15 protein-coding genes are annotated in these 17,231 nt (G+C 67.3%); 9 read left to right on the plus strand and 6 right to left on the minus strand.

Translation table 11 applies throughout. The annotated features are described in order from the left end of the window. Positions 1-210: 210 nt before the first annotated feature. From AQJ84_RS13075 to AQJ84_RS13090, 4 genes are all read left to right on the plus strand, one after another. The gene (locus tag AQJ84_RS13075; protein ID WP_030038357.1) at positions 211-786 is read left to right on the plus strand and encodes an IS607 family transposase; all 576 of its coding nucleotides are present in this window, start codon (positions 211-213) and stop codon (positions 784-786) included. After that, a complete protein-coding gene (locus tag AQJ84_RS13080) occupies positions 779-2,407 on the plus strand; it encodes an IS200/IS605 family element transposase accessory protein TnpB (RefSeq protein ID WP_030038358.1) in 1,629 nt (542 codons plus the stop codon). Before AQJ84_RS13075 ends, AQJ84_RS13080 begins: the two co-directional genes overlap by 8 nt. Before the next feature lie 298 nt (positions 2,408-2,705). After that, on the plus strand, positions 2,706-3,122 hold the full coding sequence (locus AQJ84_RS13085) for a VOC family protein (protein ID WP_030038359.1): 417 nt from the start codon (positions 2,706-2,708) through the stop codon (positions 3,120-3,122). Positions 3,123-3,283: 161 nt separating this feature from the next. Next, a complete protein-coding gene (locus AQJ84_RS13090; RefSeq protein WP_030038360.1) occupies positions 3,284-3,787 on the plus strand; it encodes a DinB family protein in 504 nt (167 codons plus the stop codon). A 174-nt stretch (positions 3,788-3,961) separates the two neighbouring features. Here the strand turns inward: AQJ84_RS13090 and AQJ84_RS43025 are convergent, their stop codons facing one another. The 6 genes from AQJ84_RS43025 to AQJ84_RS13120 form a co-directional block, all read right to left on the minus strand. After that, the gene (locus AQJ84_RS43025; protein ID WP_128092197.1) at positions 3,962-4,474 is read right to left on the minus strand and encodes a hypothetical protein; all 513 of its coding nucleotides are present in this window, start codon (positions 4,472-4,474) and stop codon (positions 3,962-3,964) included. A gap of 437 nt (positions 4,475-4,911) precedes the next feature. Then, complete coding sequence (locus AQJ84_RS13100) at positions 4,912-5,958, minus strand: ABC transporter ATP-binding protein (RefSeq protein ID WP_059198820.1); 1,047 nt, start codon at positions 5,956-5,958, stop codon at positions 4,912-4,914. A 26-nt stretch (positions 5,959-5,984) separates the two neighbouring features. Beyond that, positions 5,985-7,022 carry an ABC transporter ATP-binding protein gene (locus tag AQJ84_RS13105; RefSeq protein WP_053193167.1) on the minus strand — a complete coding sequence of 346 codons (1,038 nt, stop codon included), beginning with the start codon at positions 7,020-7,022 and terminating at the stop codon, positions 5,985-5,987. Between the two features lie 49 nt (positions 7,023-7,071). Next, positions 7,072-8,052 (minus strand): ABC transporter permease, encoded by a 981-nt coding sequence (locus tag AQJ84_RS13110; protein WP_030038352.1) that lies wholly within the window; start codon positions 8,050-8,052, stop codon positions 7,072-7,074. A 99-nt stretch (positions 8,053-8,151) separates the two neighbouring features. Next, on the minus strand, positions 8,152-9,909 hold the full coding sequence (locus AQJ84_RS13115) for an ABC transporter substrate-binding protein (RefSeq protein WP_030038351.1): 1,758 nt from the start codon (positions 9,907-9,909) through the stop codon (positions 8,152-8,154). An 83-nt stretch (positions 9,910-9,992) separates the two neighbouring features. Further along, a complete protein-coding gene (locus tag AQJ84_RS13120; RefSeq protein WP_209442713.1) occupies positions 9,993-11,027 on the minus strand; it encodes an ABC transporter permease in 1,035 nt (344 codons plus the stop codon). Positions 11,028-11,533: 506 nt separating this feature from the next. On the opposite strand from AQJ84_RS13120, the gene AQJ84_RS13125 reads away from it, so the two are divergent. Genes AQJ84_RS13125 through AQJ84_RS13145 form a run of 5 tightly spaced genes read left to right on the plus strand, consistent with a single transcriptional unit; the run spans position 11,534 to position 17,127 of the window. Beyond that, positions 11,534-13,165, plus strand: coding sequence for a peptide ABC transporter substrate-binding protein (locus AQJ84_RS13125; protein ID WP_030038349.1), 1,632 nt, complete (start codon positions 11,534-11,536; stop codon positions 13,163-13,165). Between the two features lie 6 nt (positions 13,166-13,171). Then, positions 13,172-14,095, plus strand: coding sequence for an ABC transporter permease (locus AQJ84_RS13130; RefSeq protein WP_030038348.1), 924 nt, complete (start codon positions 13,172-13,174; stop codon positions 14,093-14,095). Beyond that, complete coding sequence (locus tag AQJ84_RS13135; RefSeq protein ID WP_030038347.1) at positions 14,088-15,101, plus strand: ABC transporter permease; 1,014 nt, start codon at positions 14,088-14,090, stop codon at positions 15,099-15,101. The genes AQJ84_RS13130 and AQJ84_RS13135 overlap by 8 nt, the downstream gene beginning before the upstream one ends. Positions 15,102-15,110: 9 nt before the next feature. Further along, complete coding sequence (locus tag AQJ84_RS13140) at positions 15,111-16,085, plus strand: ABC transporter ATP-binding protein (protein ID WP_030038346.1); 975 nt, start codon at positions 15,111-15,113, stop codon at positions 16,083-16,085. Further along, positions 16,078-17,127: an ABC transporter ATP-binding protein gene (locus AQJ84_RS13145; RefSeq protein ID WP_030038345.1), complete on the plus strand. Its 1,050-nt coding sequence runs from the start codon at positions 16,078-16,080 to the stop codon at positions 17,125-17,127. Before AQJ84_RS13140 ends, AQJ84_RS13145 begins: the two co-directional genes overlap by 8 nt. Positions 17,128-17,231: the final 104 nt, after the last annotated feature.

Raw genomic sequence — 17,231 nt, forward strand, 5'->3', positions numbered from 1 at the left:
CCTGGGACGGTGGCGATGTCCGGTGCGGCGGGGCGCGCGGCCCTCGCCCTCCTCGTCGCCGTACTGCTCGACGACCGACCCGCAGCCCCGCCTCGTCCTGGAACCGGGACGAGCTGTCGGCGTCGAGGAAGCACGGGGGTGTCCACCTGCTGCTCCTCGAAGTCGGGCAGGTGAGCGTAACCATGTAGGAGTGAGTGTCGTTGTCGGAGTGTGAATCTGACGGAATGGGCGAAGACGCAGGGCGTGCATCCGCAGACCGCGTATCGCTGGTTCCGTGAGGGGACGTTGCCGGTACCGGCTCAGCGGGTCGGGCCGCGCACGATCCTGGTGAACATCGATGCGAACACCACGCCCGAGGCCATCGGCGGTCTGGGCCTGTATGCCCGCGTGCCCTCGCACGATCAGAAGACCGATCTGGAACGCCAGGTCGCTCGGCTGTCGGCGTGGGCGGCGAAGGCCGGTCACCGAGTCGTTCGTGTGGAGGCGGAGATCGCTTCCGGGATGGACGGCTGTCGTTCCAAGGCCCGGCGTCTGCTGGCCGACCCGAACGTGAGCACCGTGGTGGTGGAGCACAAGGACCGGCTCGGCCGGATGAACGTCGAGCTTGTCGAGGCTGCCTTGTCCGCGACGGGCCGTCGCCTGCTGGTGGTGGATGACGGCGAGGTCGAAGACGACCTGGTGCGGGACATGGTGGAGGTACTGACGTCGTTCTGCGCCCGTCTGTACGGGCGCAGGTCGGCGAAGAACCGCGCCCGCAAGGCACTGGAAGCGGCCGAACATGGCTGACCTCCGCCCGATCGCCGTGCCGTTCGTCGCCCTCGGCCCGTCCGGTGTGGCGGTTCGTACCCGGCTGGGGGACCTCACGCCCTCGGATGAGAAGGTTCTGCGCTTGGTGGGTGCGCACTTGGGCTCGCTCGCCTCGAAGGACCTTAAAACGCGTTGCGCCGACGGCCTGGAGCACTCCACCGAGTCATGGGCGGCCCGTAAGCGGGACCTGACGGCCCAGTCGTCGTCCAGGTGGGCCGGGTCGATCACGAAGGCCACGCATGACCAGTGGGCGCTCGCCCGGCGCGGCCAGGCCGCACACGTGCAGTCCCTCGAAGCCGGTATCACGACGATCCGGCACCGGCTGTCGCTGCCGGTCGGGCAGAAGGGCACCAAGCGGACTTTGGGCGGCTACCGCTCGGCGCACGAGTGGTTCCACAAAGCGCGCCGCCTGCATGTGCTGGAGGACCGGCTCGACCGTGTTCGGGCCGACCGGGAAGCGGGCCGGGTGCAGGTCGTGCGTGGCGGTAAACGTCTGCTGGGCACCCGTGACAACCTCGACAAGGCGCAGCTCACCGAGGCCCAGTGGCGTGAGCGGTGGGAAGCCGGGCGCTGGTTCCTGAAGGCGGACGGCGAGTCGGGGAAAAGGTTCGGCAACGAGACGATCCGCATCACGCCCGGGGGCGAAGTATCGATCAAACTCCCGGCCCCGCTCGCCGGCCTGGCGAACGCCGAGCACGGCCGGTACGTACTCGCTGCGAAGGTGCGATTCCCTCACCGGGGGCATGAGTGGGCCGACCGCGTGGAGGCCAACCGGGCCGTGGCCTACCGCATCCACTACCACACGGAGCGCGGGCGCTGGTACGTGGACGCCTCCTGGCAGATCCCCCCCACCAAGACCATCCCACTCAAAGCCGCCCTCGCCGATGGCGTGATCGGTGTGGACACCAACGCCGATCACCTCGCCGCATGGCGCCTGGACACTCACGGCAACCCGACTGGCCGGCCGCGCCGGTTCTTCTACGACCTGTCCGGCAACGCCCAGCACCGCGACGCCCAGCTACGTCACGCCCTCACGCGGCTGCTGAACTGGGCCAAGACCTGCGGCGTCAAGGCCATCGCGGTCGAAGACCTCGACTTCCAGGCCGAGAAAACCAGAGAGAAGCACGGTCGCAAGCGCCGATTCCGGCAACTCATCTCCAGCATGCCGACCGGCAGGCTCCGCGCCCGGCTGACCTCCATGGCCGACGCCACAGGTATCGCGATCATCGCCGTGGACCCGGCCTACACGAGCAAGTGGGGCGCCCAGCACTGGCAAAAGCCCATGGCCGGCCCCACCCGTAAGACCACCCGGCACGATGCGGCGAGCATCGCGATCGGACGACGCGCCCAAGGTCACCCGATCCGGCGACGGACGACACCGCCCCGTGCACACCAGAGCGATGTGCACGAGCATCGGACCGTCCAGGCCGACCGGCGTGCCCCTGGACGTGAGGGACCCCGCCCCCGCATCCCCGGACCACGGACACGATCCGTGCCGCCGGACGCGGCGCGTACGCGGGCAACCAGGACATCCACAACCGTTCGGGGTGTCCGCAGTGACCAGGTATGGGTCCAAGACTCACTCCTGCTCACTGATTAGGAACGGTGGACCGGCTGAGCACCTGCGCAGTCGTCCGGTTCCGCACCCGACGTCCAGGGCGGATCGGGCCGACACCACGGAGCCGAGGCAGAAGTCGCCCCCCGCCTGCCCGGGTTCGGCGTCTCGTGCAGCGCGAGGCGCAGACGGCCTCCAGCGCGTTCGACGCCGCCGGCACGGTCCCGGGGCCCGCGAACGACCGATCAACCGTCGCGGCGGTCTGTCACGCCGGGGTGCGGCGGATGACAGGATCGGGAGTTCGCACGGGGTCGTCCGCACGGGACGCGGGAAGGGGCGGGAGTTGCTGCATCACGTGGAGCTGTGGGTGCAGGACCTGGGGCGCGCGGCGGGACCGTGGGGATGGCTGCTGGAACGCCTGGGCTACGAGCAGTACCAGAGCTGGGCCGACGGCCGCAGCTGGCGGGCGGGGGAGACGTACATCGTCCTCGAACAGTCACCGGCGCTGCGCCCCGGCGAGCCGTACGACCGGATGCGGCCGGGCCTGAACCACCTGGCCTTCCACGTGCCGAGCCGCGCGGACCTCGACGCCCTGGCCGGGGCGGCGCCGGAACACGGCTGGACCCTGATGTTCCCCGACCGCCACCCCTACGCGGGCGGACCCGGCCACTGCGCCGGATATCTGGAGAACGGGGACGGTTTCGAGGTGGAGCTGGTGGCGCGGGAGGGCGGGCGCAGCCCGGCGAGCGGAACCGGGTGACGGAACCGGGTGACGGAACCGGGTGACGGAACCGGGTGACGGAACCGGGTGACGGAACCGGGTGACGGAACCGGCTGACGGAACCGGGTGACGGAACCGGCTGACGGGCGGCTCGCTTAATGGTTCGACAATCGGACGCCGGTCCGGGATGCTCACCGTCGATGACAAGAACAGACACTCCTCCCGCGTGGGACGAGCGCACCCAGCTGACCACCTTCCTCGACTACGCCCGTGACACCGCCCGTGCCAAGTGCGAGGACGTCTCGGCGGAGAACGCCCGCAAGGCGCCCCTGCCGGGTTCGCCGCTGATGACCCTGAGCGGACTGGTCAACCACCTCCGCTGGGTCGAGTACTACTGGTTCCAGGTGGTCTTCCTCGGCGAGGAGGACAAGGGCCCCTGGACGGACGAGGACCCCGACCGCGAGATGCGCATCGCGGTGGACTTCCCGCTCTCCGACGTCCTCACGGAGTACGCCGAACAGGCCGCCCGTTACCGCGAGTTGGTCGCCGCCCACGACCTCGACGCCAAGGCCGAGCGCTCGAACGGCGACGGCCGTCGGGTCGACCTCCGCTGGATCCTCCTCCACCTGATCGAGGAGACGGCCCGGCACAACGGCCACCTGGACATCGTGCGCGAACTGGTCGACGGGCGCACCGGAGTGTGAGGCTTTGGGTGGAGTCTCAAATGTGCCGGGCCCTCAGGCGGGCCGGCCGAGTCGCTCACTCCCCGGCGGGGAGGCGCAGGTGAGGATCCGTCCTGACCGTCGGCCGGTCAGGACGGAAGATTTCATGTCGGCGTCGATTCCCCCCAAGACACTACGTCGGAGGCGACGAAAAAATCAGTACTTGATGACCCATGTCATCTTCTTCCGCCCGGGGGAATTTCCGGTGCCGGTGCTCTTGCCGCACTTCACCTGTCCGCTGACCACCTTGAGGTAGCTGCACTTCGTGGAGAAGATGGTCGTCTTGGCGTTGTTGCGGAGGCTTGCCCAAGTCCAGCCCTGTGCCTTGTCGCAGGTGCGAGCGTACAAGGCCTTTTCCTTGCCGGAATGAGCCAGGCACCAGCCGGCACGGTTGTACTCCGTGTAGAGCTTGGATCCGTTGTTCCCCCACCACTGCTTCTTCGTGTTCTTACACGTCGCCTGCGTTATCTTCTCGTCCTTCCAGTTCATCTGTAGGCACTTTCCAGTGGCCTGGTTGACGAGGTGGAAGGCGGTGCCACCGCCCGCAGCCTGTGCAGGTGAAACGGAGCCCAGAACCGAGACTCCGAGGGCGAAGGCTCCGGCGGAAATCCCCAGTTTCTTGATGCTCTTCACAGTGATCCACTCGCTTCCTGGTGTGACGGCGACCATGCGTTATGCAGATCATTCTTACTGCCGTGCACCTGACAGCAGGGGGACTTGAGGAACCTCAGAGGTGGGAACCCCTAATTTTGCATGGAGTTGCCGACTGATCGGTCGAGCGGAGGGGCGCGCGCCTTGCGAACGGAATACCGATGCGGCCCAGCACAGTCCGGATCGACTGGGGTGGTGATGGATCGACCATGCATCGCAGGGCAGGGTCCAGGGCTGACCCCACAGCCGCGGATGGCGCTTGGCTCAAATTGAGGAGCGCGGCCGTGGGCTGCGGACTCGATCTCGCAATCCCGCCTTGGCCGGACATGGCATGAGAAGGCCCGCACCCCGGGGAGGGGCGCGGGCCTTCGTCCCCTGGATCGGACGTTCGTGGGCTCGGGTCAATGGGCCGGGAAAGTCCGTTCCATCAGGGGGCGGCTGACCAAAGGGGTGTGTCAGGCCGCCGCCTGGGGGTCCTTGGAGAGACGGGGAGCCGGAACGGTTCCGTCCGTCTCAGGGTAGTGGCAGGCGGTGAGGTGGCCGGGCTTGTTGCCCTCGACCTGGACCAGCGGCGGGGCCTCGCTCGCGCACTTGTCCGTCGCCTTCCAGCAGCGCGTACGGAAGCGGCAGCCGGAGGGCGGGTTGATCGGGGACGGCACGTCGCCCTTGAGGAGGATACGCTCCCGGGCCGGCACGTCGTCCGCGGTGGCCTCGGGCACGGCGGACAGCAGGGCCCGCGTGTAAGGGTGGCGCGGATTGCCGTAGAGGTCGTCCCGGTCCGCGATCTCGACGATCTTGCCGAGGTACATGACCGCCACGCGCTGCGAGAAGTGGCGGACGATCGCCAGGTCGTGGGCGATGAAGACGAAGGCGATGCCCAGGTCCTTCTGCACCTGCTGGAGCAGGTTGACGACCTGTGCCTGGATGGAGACGTCCAGTGCGGAGACCGGCTCGTCGGCCACGATCAGCTTCGGTTCGAGGGCCAGCGCGCGGGCGACACCGATGCGCTGGCGCTGGCCGCCGGAGAACTCGTGCGGGAAGCGGTTGTAGTGCTCGGGGTTGAGGCCGACGATCTCCAGGAGCTCACGGACCCGCTTCTCCCGGCCGCCCGTCGGCTCGATCCCGTTGATCTCCATCGGCCCGGAGATGATCTTGCCGACCGTCTGCCGCGGGTTCAGGGACGCGTACGGGTCCTGGAAGATCATCTGGATCTCGGACCTGATCGGCGCGAGCTGCTTGCGGCCGGCGTGCGTGATGTCCTTGCCGCGGTACGAGATCTTGCCGCCCGTCGGCTCCAGGAGCCGCGTGATCAGCCGGCCGGTCGTCGACTTGCCGCAGCCGGACTCGCCGACCAGGCCCAGGCTCTCGCCCTCGGCGACCGAGAAGTCGAGCCCGTCGACGGCCTGCACGGCGCCGACCGTGCGCCGGATCGGGAAGCCGCCCTTGATCGGGAAGTGTTTGGTCAGACCGCTGACGTCCAGGAGGGGGTTCGCGTTGCTCATGATGGTGAAGTCCCGTCTCGTGTCCGTCAGTTGTGCCGGGATACGGCGAAGTCGGCGAAGAATTCCTGGCGCTGCTCCGGCGTGAGGTGGCAGGCGGAACCCCTGCCGCCCACGACCTCGAGCGCCGGCTGCTCGGTCGAGCACAGCCCGCCCGCGACCTTCTCGGCGAAGGAGCACCGCGGGTGGAAGCGGCAGCCCGACGGCGGGTTCAGCAGCGAGGGCGGCGAGCCCGGGATCGGCGACAGCGGCACGTCCACCGGGCCGTCCAGGGTCGGCATCGAGTTCATCAGACCCAGCGTGTAGGGGTGCCGTGGGGTACGCAGCACCTCCTGCTTGGTGCCGCGCTCCACACACCGGCCGCCGTACATCACCAGCACGTCGTCCGCGATGTCGGCGATGACACCGAGGTCGTGCGTGATGAAGACGATCGCCGTGCCGAACTCCTGCTGGAGGTCCTTCAGCAGGTCCATGATCTGCGCCTGGACCGTCACGTCGAGCGCCGTGGTCGGCTCGTCCGCGATCAGCAGCTCGGGGTCGCAGACCAGGGCCATCGCGATCATCGCGCGCTGGCGCATACCGCCGGAGAACTGGTGCGGGTAGTCGTCCACCCGCATGTCCGGCTGCGGGATCCCCACCCGCTTCAGCATCTCGATCGCCCGCGCCCGGGCCTCCTGCTTGGAGGCGCCGGTGTGCTTGCGGTACGTCTCACCGATCTGCTTGCCGATGGTGTGGTACGGCGACAGCGAGGCCAGGGCGTCCTGGAAGATCATCGCCATCTTGTTGCCGCGCAGCTTCTCCAGCTCGGACTCCCGGGCCGTGATCAGCTCCTTGCCGTCGAGCAGGATCTCGCCGTCGATCGCGGTGCGATGCCGGTCGTGCAGGCCCAGGATCGTCAGGTTGGTGACGGACTTGCCGGACCCCGACTCACCCACGATGCCGAGCGTCTTGCCCTTCTCGAGGTCGAAGGTGAGCCCGTCGACGGCCTTGACGATGCCGTCCTCGGTGGAGAAGTGGACTTTCAGGTCCCTGACGGAGAGGAAGGCCTGCTGATCGGTGCTCGTCACGGGGACGCTCCTGGGGGGTGATGCCGGGGGGTAGCTGAGGGGACCCGGGTCAGGCGAGCCGGATGCGCGGGTCGATGAGGGCGTAGACGGCGTCCACGATGATGTTGGCGAAAACGATGCCGGCCGCCGCGATCATGGTGAGACCGAGCAGCATCGGCAGGTCGCTGTCGGTGACCGCGCGGACAGCGCGCAGACCGAGCCCCTGGATGCTGAACGTCGACTCCGTGATGATGGCGCCGCCGATCAGGGTTCCCATGTCGATGCCGAAGATCGTCACGATCGGGCCCATCGCACCGCGCCAGGCGAAGCGGAAGAAGACGGAGCGGCGGGACAGGCCCTTTGCCCGTGCCGTGCGCACGTAGTCCTCGCTGAGCTGTTCCACCAGCTGCGAGCGGGTCATACGCGTGTAGTTGGCCGTGAAGATGATCGACAGCACGAGCCAGGGCAGCAGCAGGCCCGAGGCCCAGGCGACGGGGCTGTCGGTGAAGGGCGTGTACGAGGGCTGGTCCAGCAGGTGAAGCTGGCTCACCAGCAGGAACATCGCGATGTAGCCGACGAAGTAGATCTGCATCGACGAGCCGATGAGGGAGAAGGAGCTGGCGGCCTTGTCGAGGAACGTGCCCTGCTTGACCGCGGCCACCATGCCCGTGCCGATACCGATGATCAAGAAGAAGAAGGCCGCGCCGATGGCCAGCGAGATGGTGGTGGGGATATCGCCCTTGAGCGTCTCGAAGACCGGTTGGTTGTTGGCGAACGAGTAGCCGAGGCAGGGCGCGTTGCAGTGTCCGACACCCGTGTAGTCGCGACCCACGAAGATGCCCTCAAGCCAGTGCCAGTACTGCACCGGCATCGGGTCGGCGATGCCGAGGTTCGCCCTCACCTGCGCCAGCAGGTCGTCAGGGCAGACCTTGCCGCAGGCCATCCGCGCCGGGTCGCGCGGGATGGCGTAGAAGAGGAAGAAGGTGACGGCGCTGATGATCAGCAGAATGACGAGCGCGCCGAGCACTCGACGGATCAGGAAACGGAACATGGGTGAAGGCTTTCCGGACGGGGCGCCGTCGCCGGGGGGTGTGGGGAGCGTGGACGGGGCCGGGGCGGCGGTCGGTCGGACCGCCGCCCCGAGGAAACGTCAGGCCTTGGCGAAGACCTTGCCGATGGCGACGCAGGTGTCACCGGCGTTGTAGACCACGCCGCCGACCTTGGAACCGTAGAAGTAGTTCCGGATCGGGTTGTAGTCCGGGACGCAGGCCGCGAGCTCCATGATCTGCTTGTCGATCGCGCCCCAGGCCGCGTTGGCCTTGTCCGCGTCGGTGATGGCGGTGGCCGCGGCGATGGCCTTGTTCACGCTGGTGTTGTCCAGCTGCGACCAGTTGACGCCGCCGTCGGCGATCTGGCTACCGTCCCAGCAGGGCTGGATGACCGCGTAACCGGCCGGCCAGTCCGGGCCCCAGCCGGCCGCGAACATGTCGAACTTGTTGTCCAGCTGGCCGATCTCGGAGTAGAACGTGGTCTTGTCCACCTGCTGCGTCACCACGTCGAAGCCCGCCTTGGTGAGGGCGTTCTTGATGGTCACGGCTTCCTTGACGGCCTTGTCGGACTGCTGGAAGGCGATGACGATCTTCTGGCCTTCGGCGCCGGCCTCCTTCAGGAGCGCCTTGGCCTTCTCCGGGTCACCGGTCGGCTTGGTCTTCTTGCCGTACAGGTCGAAGTCCACGTGGCCCGGGGTGAGCGGGGAGATGATCGTGGTCGCGGTCGCGGTGACGGCCGAGCCACCGCGCTGCTGCTTCAGCTGCTGCGCCGGCCACGCCCAGTTGAGCGCCTGACGGACCTTGACGTCCTTGATGCGCGTCATGTTGATGGGGAAGTAGTAGCAGGTCGTGTCGACCTGGGTCAGCACGCGCTTCTTCATCGTGGCGTCGCCGAACACCTTCGTGATGCGCTCGGGGGCGACCTCGTTGAGCAGGGAGAGCGCGTACTGGTCGTTCCCGGAGTCCGCGATGTAGCGGTCCGTGGAGGCCAGCGACTGGAAGCCGAACTGCATGACGACCTTGTCCGGGTAGCCGTTGCGGCACGGGTCCTTGTCCGCCTCCCAGTGCTCGTTGCGCACCAGGGTCAGGGACTTGTCGACGCTGCGGGACTGGATCTTGTACGGGCCGCAGGAGTACGGGCGCTGGTCGTACTTCTTCTTGGTGTCGTGCTTCTTGGGCACGATCGCGAAGCCGCGCATGGCCAGCATGAACGGGAAGTCGGCGTGCGCCTCCTTCAGACGGAAGGTGACGGTGTTGCCGTCCGTCTCGATGGAGGAGAGGTGCTTGCCCTCGTAGGGGCCCTTGTACTTGTCGCCGCCCTCGAGCCAGCCCTGCGGGTAGCGGGGGCCCTCGGTGACGAAGGAGGCGAAGAGACGCTCGAACGTGTGGCGGACGTCGTCGATGGTGACGTCGGCGCCGTCCTCCCACTTCACGCCGTCCTTCAGCGTGAAGGACCAGGTCTTGCCGCCGTCCTTCACCGTGCCCGCGTCCGTGGCGAGGTCGCCGACCAGGGTGGTGTTGCCCTTGGAGTCGACCCGGTAACCGGTCAGGCCACGCAGGAACAGGACCGAACCGGCGCCCGTGTACGACGAGTAGATCTGCGCCGGGTCCAGGTGGTCGAAGTCGATCTGGTCGAGCGTGTAGATCGTGCCGCCCTTGCGGGCACCCGGCATCTCCGGGGCGGGGCCCTGGGAGTCGGTCTTGGTGCCGACCGTGATCTTGGCAGCCTTGCCCTGCGGAGCCTTGGTGGAGCTACCGCCGTCGCCACCGGCGTTGCCGCTGCTGCACGCGCTCAGAACGGTGGTCGCGCCTGCCGCCACGGTGGTGGCTATCAGGAAGTTTCTGCGGGAAAAGGACATGGCTACCTGCCTGATGTGATGGATGAGAGAGACGGGCTACGAGCTGTCGGTCTCCGGACGACGATGACCGGGCCGGGTGGGACTCAGCGCTTGGACTTCGGGTCGAGTGCGTCGCGGACCGAGTCGCCGAGCAGGTTGAAGGCGAGGACGAAGATGATCATCGATACGCCAGGGAAGATCATGAACGTGATGTCGTCCGTGTAGAACTGCGCACCGCGCTGGATCATCACGCCCCAGTCCGGGGTCGGGTCCTGGATGCCGACGCCGAGGAAGGCGAGACCCGCCTCCGCGGTCACGAACGCCGGGAGGGCGAGCGTGGACTGGATCAGGATCGGCGTCCACAGGTTGGGTAGCAGTTCCTTGAAGATGATCCGGGCCGGAGAGGCACCGGTCACCTTCGCCGCCTCGACGAACTCGCGTTCCCGCAGGGCGAGTACCTGACCGCGAAGGAGACGCGCGATCGAGGCCCAGCCGAAGGCCGTCAGGAGCACGATCAGGCAGACGCCGCGCGCCCAGGCCGGGATCTCCTCGTCCGCGGCGTAGAAGAGGCCGTACACGACCGGCGTGAAGGCGATGAAGAACAGAGTGGAGGGGAACGACAGCACGATGTCGATGACCCGGCTGACGAAGTAGTCCGTCCTTCCGCCCAGGTAGCCGGCGGTGATGCCCACAACCACACCGATGACGGTCACGAGGATCGTGGTGACCGTGGCGATCATCAGCGAGGTCCGGATGCCGTAGAGCAGGAAGGTGAAGACGTCGCGTCCCATGGACGGCTCGACGCCGAACCAGAAGTCGCCGTCGATGCCACCGTTGGGCTTGATGGGGAAGCCCGCATCGTTGAGCAGGGTGCCGATCGGCGCGTCCTGCCCGTACTGCGTGTACGGGTTCTTGCCGTACAGCTTGGCAATCAGCGGAGCGGTGATCGCGATCACGAAGAAGAAGATCACGATGCAGGCCGATGTGAAGCCCGTACGGTCACGTTTGAACCGGCGCCACGCGAGCTGCCCGGGAGACCTGCTCTCGGTGGCCTTCGGAGCGGGAGAAGTGATCGACTTCTCGACGGTCTCGTCGGTCACCTCGAGCGGGGCAGCCGCAGATGGAGTTGGGGGGGTCATGGTGCTCCTGGCCCACGGAAAAGTCTGATGACTCCGCAGGGCACTCCCTACGGGCTACGCCGGACTTTTTCAACGCAATTCGTTCAAGGTCAATAAATTCTCGGTCGGCTTGGGTTTCTCTTTACGTTCTTTACCTTCCCTTGACTGTCCCGTAGCTACGCGTGTAGCGCCTCGTGATCAGGTCGTGTCTTACATCGGGCCAATTGGACTATTCAGGCAATGAGTTCGATATACGGACGGCTCTATATCGGAATGCGTACACCAGGGGGTTGTTTTCCAACGGTTCGGCATCGCTTGGTGAAGATCCATTGCGTGCCCCGACGAAGATCCACTGTTTGGTAACCGGATCGTCCGGTTCGTCGCCTCGATCGGGCGCGTGCATCCGGATGACGCGTCCCTCCAAAGGCCCGGGCCTATGTGCGACATTCACTGTTTGCCCCGATATTTACCGATAACGGATCGGCGCCCGCGCGTCGGTGTCACAGGGCATTCATAGGAGGCACTCCATGCGTGGAGCCACTCACGCCAAATGGGTCGCGTGCGCGACAGCGGCCGCCCTCACGGCAACGGCCTGCGGAGGCGGCGGCAGCGCCAGCGGCGGCGACACCGGCGCGGTGCTCAGCTCCTCCTGGGGTGACCCGCAGAACCCGCTGGAGCCGGCCAACACCAACGAGGTGCAGGGCGGCAAGGTCCTCGACATGATCTTCCGGAGTCTGAAGCGGTACGACCCGGAGACCGGCAAGGCCGAGGACATGCTCGCCGAGAAGATCGAGACCTCGGACTCGCAGACCTTCACCATCACCGTCAAGGACGGCTGGACCTTCAGCAACGGCGAGAAGGTCACCGCCCAGTCCTTCGTCGACGCCTGGAACTACGGCGCCAGCCTGAAGAACAACCAGAAGAACGCGTACTTCTTCGGCTACATCGAGGGCTACGACAAGACGCACCCCGAGAACGGCGGCAAGCAGAGCGCCGACACGCTCTCCGGACTGGACGTCGTCGACGCCCGGACCTTCACCGTCAGGCTCAACCAGAAGTTCTCGACGTTCCCCGACACCCTCGGCTACCCCGCCTACGCCCCGCTCCCGAAGGCGTTCTTCGACGACCACGAAGCCTGGGTGAAGAAGCCGGTCGGCAACGGCCCCTACACCGTCGACTCGTACACCAAGGGCTCCCAGATGTCCCTGCGCGCCTGGGACGGCTACCCCGGCGACGACAAGGCGCAGAACGGCGGCGTGGACCTGAAGGTCTACACCGACAACAACACCGCCTACACCGACCTGATGGCCGGCAACCTCGACCTGGTCGACGACGTGCCCGCCTCCCAGCTCAAGAACGTGCGGAACGACCTCGGCGACCGCTACATCAACACCCCGGCCGGCATCATCCAGACCCTCGCCTTCCCGTTCTACGACGACGCGTGGAACAAGCCGGGGATGGAGAAGGTCCGCACCGGACTGTCCCGGGCGATCAACCGTGAGCAGATCACCGACACCATCTTCCAGAAGACCCGCACCCCCGCCACCGACTGGACCTCCCCGGTCCTCGGCGAGGACGGCGGCTTCAAGGAAGGTCTGTGCGGGGACGCCTGCGAGTACGACGCCGCCGCGGCCAAGAAGCTCATCGAGGAGGGCGGCGGTCTCCCCGGCGGCCAGGTCAAGATCACGTACAACGCGGACACCGGCTCCCACGGCCAGTGGGTCGACGCGGTCTGCAACTCGATCAACAACGCCCTCGACAACGACCGGGCCTGCGTCGGCAACCCGGTCGGCACCTTCGCCGACTTCCGCAACCAGATCGGCGACGAGAAGATGCCCGGCCCGTTCCGCGCCGGCTGGCAGATGGACTACCCGCTCATCCAGAACTTCCTGCAGCCGCTCTACTACACCAACGCCTCCTCCAACGACGGCAAGTGGACCAACAAGGACTTCGACAAGCTCGTCGACGAGGCCAACGCCGAGACCGACACCGCCAAGGCGGTCGCGAAGTTCCAGGAGGCCGAGGAGGTCCTGAGGGACAACATGGGCGCCATCCCGCTCTGGTACCAGAACGGCAGCGCGGGCTACTCGGACCGGCTGTCCAACGTGAAGCTCAACCCCTTCAGCGTCCCCGTCTACGACGAGATCAAGGTCGGCTGATCGTCCATGGGACGGTACGTCGTCCGGCGGCTGCTCCAGATGATCCCGGTCTTCGTCGGGTCCACGCTGCTGATCTTCCTCATGGTCAACGTGATGGGCGACCCGATCGCGGGCCTGTGCGGCGACAAGCAGTGCGACCCGGCGACGGCCGCCCAGCTGGAGAAGGAGTTCGGCCTCGACAAGCCGGTCTGGCAGCAATACCTGACCTACATGGGCAACGTCTTCACCGGCGACTTCGGCACCGCGTTCAACGGGCAGGAGGTCACCGAGCTGATGGCGACGGCGTTCCCGGTCACCATCCGGCTGACGATCGTGGCGATCCTCTTCGAGGTCGTCATCGGCATCACGCTGGGCGTGATCACCGGCCTCAGGCGCGGCCGGCCCGTCGACACCACGGTCCTGATGTTCACCCTCGTCGTGATCTCCGTCCCCACCTTCGTCACCGGCCTGCTGCTCCAGCTGCTGCTGGGCGTCGAGTGGGGCTGGATCAAACCGTCGGTGTCGACGGAGGCCACCTTCGGCGAACTGATCGTGCCGGGTCTGGTCCTCGCCTCGGTCTCCCTCGCCTACGTGACCCGGCTGACCCGCACCTCCATCGCGGAGAACAAACGGTCCGACTACGTCCGTACGGCGGTCGCGAAGGGACTGCCCAGACGCCGCGTCATCACCCGGCACCTGCTGCGCAACTCCCTCATCCCGGTCGTCACCTTCATCGGCACCGACATCGGCGCCCTGATGGGAGGCGCGATCGTCACCGAGCGCATCTTCAACATCCACGGCGTCGGCTACCAGCTCTACCAGGGCATCCTCCGCCAGAACACGCAGACGGTCGTCGGCTTCGTGACGGTCCTCGTCCTGGTGTTCCTGGTCGCCAACCTGATCGTCGACCTGCTGTACGCCGTCCTCGACCCCAGGATCCGCTATGCCTGAGCCCCTGCCGCAGGAGCCGTACACGTCGGGCGGGGGCCGGGCCGCCGAGGACGGGGCGATCGCCGCGACCGGGATGGGAGGCGCGATGGACCTCGCCACCAGCGAGGGCGAGACCCTCGAGAAGAGCCCGGGTTGGCCGGGCGGCGGCGACCCCCAGGACAGGCCACGCTCCCTGTGGTCCGACGCGTGGCGTGACCTGCGGCGCAACCCGGTCTTCATCATCTCGGGTCTGGTCATCCTCTTCCTCGTCCTCATCTCCCTCTGGCCCTCCCTGATCGCCTCCGGCAACCCCCTCAAGTGCGACCTCGCCAAGGCCCAGGAGGGCTCCCAGGCCGGCCATCCCTTCGGCTTCGACGGCCAGGGCTGTGACGTCTACACCCGCACGGTCTACGGCGCCCGTACGTCCGTCACGGTCGGTGTCTGCGCCACGCTCGGGGTGGCCCTGCTGGGCTCGGTGCTCGGCGGGCTCGCCGGGTTCTTCGGCGGGTCCGGGGACTCGGTGCTGTCCCGGATCACCGACATCTTCTTCGCCATCCCGGTCGTCCTCGGCGGCCTCGTGCTGCTGTCGGTCGTCACCAGCGACAGCGTGTGGCCGGTGATCGGGTTCATGGTCCTGCTCGGGTGGCCGCAGATCTCCCGTATCGCCCGCGGCTCGGTCATCACCGCCAAGCAGAACGACTACGTGCAGGCCGCCCGGGCGCTGGGCGCCTCCCACTCACGGCTGCTCCTGCGGCACATCGCACCCAACGCCGTCGCGCCGGTGATCGTCGTGGCGACCATCGCGCTCGGCACCTACATCGCGCTGGAGGCGACCCTGTCGTACCTCGGCGTCGGGCTGAAGCCGCCGACGGTCAGCTGGGGCATCGACATCTCCGCCGCGTCCCAGAACATCCGCAACGCCCCGCACATGCTGCTCTGGCCGGCCGGGGCGCTCGCGCTCACGGTGCTCGCGTTCATCATGCTCGGCGACGCGGTGCGCGACGCCCTCGACCCGAAGCTGAGGTGAGCCGCCGTCATGCTGCTCGAAGTGCGTGACCTGCACGTGGAGTTCCGCACCCGGGACGGGGTCGCCCGGGCCGTCAACGGCGTCGACTACGGCGTGGACGCGGGCGAGACCCTCGCCGTGCTCGGCGAGTCCGGCTCCGGGAAGTCGGTCACCGCACAGGCGATCATGGGCATCCTGGACATCCCGCCGGGGCGGATCACCGGCGGCGAGATCCTCTTCCAGGGCCAGGACCTGCTGCGACTGAAGGAGGAGGAGCGCAGGAAGATCCGCGGCGCCAAGATGGCGATGATCTTCCAGGACGCGCTGTCGTCGCTGAACCCGGTGCTCTCCGTGGGCGACCAGCTCGGCGAGATGTTCGTCGTGCACCGGGGGATGTCCAGGAAGGACGCCCGGATCAAGGCCGTGGAGCTGATGGACCGGGTGCGCATCCCGGGCGCGAGTCAACGCGTCAAGCAGTACCCGCACCAGTTCTCCGGCGGAATGCGCCAGCGCATCATGATCGCGATGGCGCTCGCCCTGGAGCCCGCGCTGATCATCGCCGACGAGCCCACCACCGCCCTCGACGTCACCGTCCAGGCCCAGGTCATGGACCTGCTGGCCGAGTTGCAGCGCGAGTACAACATGGGCCTGATCCTCATCACCCACGACCTGGGCGTGGTCGCGGACGTGGCGGACCGGATCGCGGTGATGTACGCCGGGCGGATCGTGGAGTCGGCCCCGGTCCACGACATCTACAAGGCGCCCGCCCACCCGTACACCAAGGGCCTGCTGGAGTCGATCCCGCGCCTGGACCAGAAGGGCCAGGAGCTCTACGCCATCAAGGGCCTGCCGCCCAACCTCATGCACATCCCGCCGGGCTGCGCCTTCAACCCGCGCTGTCCCATGGCCCAGGACGTGTGCCGAACCGACGAACCGCCGCTGTACGAGGTCTCCGAGGACCGCGGAAGCGCCTGCCACTTCTGGAGGGAGTGCCTGAATGGCTGAGCCGATTCTGGAGGTCAGCGGTCTGGTCAAGCACTACCCGCTCACCACGGGCATCCTCTTCAGGAAACAGGTCGGCGCCGTGAAGGCGGTCGACGGCGTCGACTTCACCCTCCACCGCGGCGAGACCCTCGGCATCGTCGGCGAGTCCGGCTGCGGCAAGTCGACGGTCGCCAGGATGCTGGTCCACCTGGAACGGCCGACGGCCGGTTCGATCAAGTACAGGGGCGAGGACATCGGCAAGCTGTCCGGCCGCGCCCTGAAGACCGTACGGCGCAACATCCAGATGGTGTTCCAGGACCCCTACACCTCGCTCAACCCCCGCATGACGGTGGGCGACATCATCGGGGAGCCCTTCGACATCCACCCCGAGGTGGCCCCGAAGGGCGACCGGCGCAGGAAGGTGCAGGAACTCCTCGACGTCGTCGGCCTCAACCCGGAGTACATCAACCGCTATCCGCACCAGTTCTCCGGCGGCCAGCGCCAACGCATCGGCATCGCCAGGGGGCTGGCCCTGCGCCCCGAGGTCATCGTCGCCGACGAACCGGTGTCGGCCCTGGACGTGTCGGTGCAGGCACAGGTCATCAACCTGATGGCGAGCCTGCAGGGCGAGTTCGATCTCTCCTACGTCTTCATCGCGCACGACCTGTCGATCGTCCGGCACATCTCCGACCGGGTCGGGGTCATGTACCTCGGCCGGATCGTGGAGATCGGCAGGGACGCCGAGATCTACGACCACCCGACGCACCCCTACACCCAGGCGCTGCTCTCCGCGGTCCCGGTGCCCGACCCCGAGGCGCGTGAGCACCGGGAGCGGATCATCCTGACGGGTGACGTGCCCTCGCCGACGAACATCCCGTCGGGTTGCCGCTTCCGCACCCGCTGCTGGAAGGCCCGGGAGCGCTGCGCGTTGGAGGTGCCACCGCTCGCGGTCCCCGCCGAGTTCCGCTTCGCCCCCGGCCCGGCCGCCCACGACTCGGCCTGCCACTTCGCCGAGGAGAAGCAGGTGGTGCCGCCGGACGAGCACACGGACGGCATGCCATAACCGTACAAACGAACAGCAATCGCGTTAACAAGCAGGCAACTTGGCCGACCCGATCTCGATATACGGACGCGTCAGGCTGAACGACGTACGGCCGTGCGGGTGCC

Origin of the sequence: Streptomyces resistomycificus (genome assembly GCF_001514265.1) — a bacterium.
In the GTDB taxonomy this organism is placed as follows: domain Bacteria; phylum Actinomycetota; class Actinomycetes; order Streptomycetales; family Streptomycetaceae; genus Streptomyces; species Streptomyces resistomycificus.